Genomic DNA, 4,194 nt, shown 5'->3' on the forward strand with positions numbered 1-4,194 from the left:
GCAGCGAAGTACCGAAGCGAAGCGCAGTGCGGAATGCCCCGACCCTTGCGTCAGCAAGGGGCACGCCCAAAAAGAAATTATCTTTCATCCAAACCTGAAAACCAAGCTAAACCCATTTTTTGACCTGCTAAAGCCCACAGCAAAGCGCTACTGCTTGACTATTTTGTACGTTTTTTTGACCTCTCTCTTTGTAACTGTGAGCAAGTACAATCCATTAGCTAAAAAGCCAACATCAATTTGCTGAGTGTTTTTGTGTACTAACAATACTTTGCCAGACACATCTGAAAGAACACACTCTTGAACAGGTTCAGAGAAATATATTGAGCTAAAAGCAGGATTAGGATAAGGGGATAAAGCACTAACCTCAAAATAAGTAGTGTTTGATTTTGTTAGTAAAGTTTGACATACTGTTTTTGCTCCCCCTGAAAAATATCGGACTTTGGCAGGATTAGTACCTGAATTAAGTGGATTAGGGATGCCAATAGACCAAGTAACCCCAGGTATATCCCAATAATCAGGTTTTGAGGTCAGGTAGTAAGTGGTATCGGCAAGTGTTCCTGTACCTGATGGCACAATAGAACCTTTGACATTATTTCCATGAGAAAAGATATTTGTACCAGGTATAAAGAAAAAACCTTTTCCAGATGCAGTATTTGTAACTTCATTGCCTACATAATTTTGATTTTCCTGTGGGGGCGAGATATCATGCAAGAATCCATACAATTCTGCACGATTACGGAAGAAAGTATTGTATGGTCCTGCTATGCCCCAATAACCATCTACAATGATATTTTGTGCAATGTTACCTTCAAACAAATTAGAAAAAGGATAATGCCCATGTACAGATATATCTGCCGTTGCATCGTGGGGGTATTCTGTTCGGTAAGGGTCCATAGAATAGTTGTATCCAAATACATTTCCATTTGAACCTTCTTTGACCATCATAGCGTGCCGTAAATGTTCAAAAATGTTATTTTCAATACGGCAAGCTGTGGTGTGCTTGAATAAAACTACTCCGTAGCCCCGTGTACCTACTCCTGTATAGGTAAAAGCATCGTGAATGTAACAACCTTGTACAGTGATGTGTGTACTAATCCCTATCCCAATATGCGCCCCTATGGACATGCTGCTTTCTACGCCTTTTACCCAGCATTGTTTTGCAATGCTAAAAGAGATATTGAAAGATACACAGCCAGTATAGTTGCAAGTATCTACCTTGTGAATGCGCAGACATTCAATTCCTACCTCTTTACGCATGGTAACTTTTCGCATTCTTGGATTTAGGGTAATATCAAAGTCCATTCGAAGGGGTTCACTTATGGTAATTTCGCTCCCTGAAATAGCCGTAATAGTAGCTAAGTGTCCTACGGATTCATTTGCCCAAAATACAGGGTTGATGTCCCAACTGCCATTATCTTGTTTTATTTCAATATCTTCGCCCACAGCAAAATGCGTTGGATTAGTTACAGTAAGCGTATTACTGCCCTTACTCAGTCCACCTATGATAGGCACTTCGACAGTGTCAGGAAAATCTCCCCATATATTGAAACAGTTTTTAGTATTGCCGTTAAAATCAAACTTCAAAATTGTAGAATCCGAAGATACTCCTCTAAAAATTACACTATCGTTTGCCGCAATTTGATTTTTAATTAAGTACGTGCCTGCTGGAAAAAATACCACGCCTCTGTGTCCGCCTAATGCATTCATTGCGTTAATAATTGCGGGATAATCGTCTGTAATACCATCTCCTACTGCTCCAAAAGATTTTACATTGATAATATGGGTTGGGTTAGGAATAGGATGAGGGTATCCTGTATTTTGCCAATCTACTCTTCGCGCCGCAGGAATAACCTGGGCTATTGCAGCGTATATTCCTACAAAATTAAGTACTAGAAAAAGTGAAAGTTTCATATAACAAAATTAAGTAATTTTTTAACTTGGCATGATTTTTTTATATTTGCATAGCTGTATGCTAAAAGTACTTAGTTTGCTTTTTTTCATTTTGTTGAGTACACCTTCATGGGTTCTTTTGGGGCAGGAAAAAACACTTATTACCATGAAAGGTTCGGACATGCTCAAAGATGATGTAATGCCCGCCTTGATTGAAGCTTACAAAAAGAAAAATCCAAATGTAGAGTTTGAAGTTAAAGGAGGAGGAACAGCCGCAGGAATAAGTGCTTTATTTAGGCGAACCGTAGATGTATGTTTAGCTACACGCCCATTGAGAGAATCAGAAACAAAACATTTACACGATGTTGTACCAACAGAAATTCCTATTTTAATTGCTTGCATGGCTATTTTTGTCAATAAGGATAATCCTGTAAATGAACTCTCTTTGTATGATATTACTCGGATTTACTCTGGGGAAGCTAAAAGTTGGAAAGAGTTTGGTGGAAAAGATATACCTATTGTGGCTTATACCTTAGATCCGAGTTACGGTACTTATACTTATTTTATTGAGGAAGTAATGGGCGGAGTCCCCTTTGGACCGAATGTGATTCCGCTCAAAAATTCCTATCAAATGATAGATTCTACTATAAAATATCCAGGAGGAATTGGCTTTGGAACGGAATTTTATACTCGGGGTAAAAACATAAAGGTAGTCAAAGTTCGTAAGCCCAATGAGTACAGGTCTTATTTACCTACTCCGATGAACGGCTTAACAGGTAAATACCCCATCACTCGCAAATTCAGGTTTATTACTCTTGAACGCCCTACAGGCGTGCTTAAAGACTTTATTGATTTTACTCTAAGCCCCGAAGGGCAAAAAATTATAGAAGAGCAGAAATACTTCAAAGTAGAATTTGAGTAAAACTAAGTTCCCATCACTTTATACAAACCTGCTTGATAAAATTAAGCCACTCCGCTTGGGTAGTTTGAGGTAGTTGAGGGCTTAACGTCAGTTTTTCAGGAACTTTAATGTTGGGGGGAAATTTGTTGTCATTGATGTAAGCTTGTGTTAGTTCTTTCCAATTTTCGCCGAGATTGCAAGGTACTTTGTAGAGTAGATTAGAAGATATATCAAACCATTGTAATTTATTCCATGTTGCACCAAAGTTTTTGGGCAGTTCTGTTATTCTATTTTGATGCATTAAACAAGAAATAAGTTTTGTCCAAGTTTGTCCAAAATCATCGGGAATTTTTTGGATACCATTGCCGTACAAGTGAATTTCTCTTAATTCTGTGCAATGGGCAAGCCATTTAGGGGGAATTTCAGTTTGATAATTAGCCGATAGAACTAAGTATTTGAGTTTTGTCCAATTTTGAGCAAAGTCTTCGGGCAAAGGGGCAAGCTTAGCGTTGTGTGCTGAAAAAAAGGTAATTTCGTTCCAATTTTTTCCAAAACCTTTGGGAAGTGTCAAAGTACCTTTTCGGGGGGCGTTATCATTTAGGCTAAAAGACTTTAAGTTTGTCCAAGCATCTCCAAAACCTGATTGAATAGAATCTATCCGATTATCGTTACAAGTAAAACTGCTTAGTTTAGTCCAGGATAGTCCTAACCACTGTGGTAAATAGTAAATGTATGTTTTTTTGATAGCAAATTCCTCTAAACTCTGCCAATTTGCGCCAAAATTATAGGGCAGATCGCGTAAAGTGCAGCTTTCTAAGTGGAATTTTTTAAGCGACTTCCAATTCTCGCCGAAGCCCTCAGGTAAAGTGTGTATCAAACTGTAATCAAAGGTAAATTCTTCTAACTCTGTCCAATATTTACCAAAATTTTTAGGCAAACGTGTAATCCGATTGTTTAACATTTTGAATTTTTTAAGATTTTTCCAATTGCTGCCGAAGTCTTCGGGCAGTTTGGTTATGAAGTTGTTAGTTATGTCTAAGGTTTCTAAGTTCACGCATTCTTTTAACACAGGATAAAGCTTATACAAAAACAAAGAGTCATTGATTTCGTAAAAAAATTGTACATGATAAACTTGCTTGACATCTAAGTCAGGGTCTCTCAGATCGTAGTAAATTTTATCTTTTTGGGCAAAAGCAAGCAAGGGAAAAAACACAAAAAAAATAGCCCTAAGCAAGTTTATTTCAGGTTTCATACTGCAAAATTAAAAATACGGATGCCTGTTTGTATCAAAAAGTAAGAAGGTTGGTGGAATTGTGAAGATTTTTCTTTTTTGGGCGTGCCCCTTGCTGCGCAAGGGTCGGGGCATTCCGCACTACGCTTCGCTTCGGTGCTTCGCTAACGCT

General features: G+C 38.1%; 3 protein-coding genes. 1 reads left to right on the forward strand and 2 read right to left on the reverse strand.

Annotation, left to right across the window (positions count from 1 at the left end):
• Positions 1-147: 147 nt before the first annotated feature.
• On the reverse strand, positions 148-1,911 hold the full coding sequence (locus NZ519_12750; GenBank protein MCS7029623.1) for a T9SS type A sorting domain-containing protein: 1,764 nt from the start codon (positions 1,909-1,911) through the stop codon (positions 148-150).
• 58 nt (positions 1,912-1,969) lie between these two features.
• On the opposite strand from NZ519_12750, the gene NZ519_12755 reads away from it, so the two are divergent.
• Complete coding sequence (locus NZ519_12755) at positions 1,970-2,812, forward strand: phosphate ABC transporter substrate-binding protein (GenBank protein MCS7029624.1); 843 nt, start codon at positions 1,970-1,972, stop codon at positions 2,810-2,812.
• Positions 2,813-2,825: 13 nt separating this feature from the next.
• Here the strand turns inward: NZ519_12755 and NZ519_12760 are convergent, their stop codons facing one another.
• Positions 2,826-4,043, reverse strand: a complete 1,218-nt coding sequence (locus NZ519_12760; protein MCS7029625.1) for a leucine-rich repeat domain-containing protein — start codon at positions 4,041-4,043, stop codon at positions 2,826-2,828.
• Between the last annotated feature and the right edge of the window lie 151 nt (positions 4,044-4,194).

The sequence above is a fragment of the Bacteroidia bacterium genome, assembly GCA_025056095.1.
Lineage (GTDB): Bacteria > Bacteroidota > Bacteroidia > JANWVE01 > JANWVE01 > JANWVE01.

Coding starts and splice junctions, on each gene's coding strand:
- NZ519_12750 (MCS7029623.1), bottom strand. CDS start 1,911: ATGAAACTTTCACTTTTTCTAGTACTTAATTTTGTAGGAATATACGCT.
- NZ519_12755 (MCS7029624.1), top strand. CDS start 1,970: ATGCTAAAAGTACTTAGTTTGCTTTTTTTCATTTTGTTGAGTACACCT.
- NZ519_12760 (MCS7029625.1), bottom strand. CDS start 4,043: ATGAAACCTGAAATAAACTTGCTTAGGGCTATTTTTTTTGTGTTTTTT.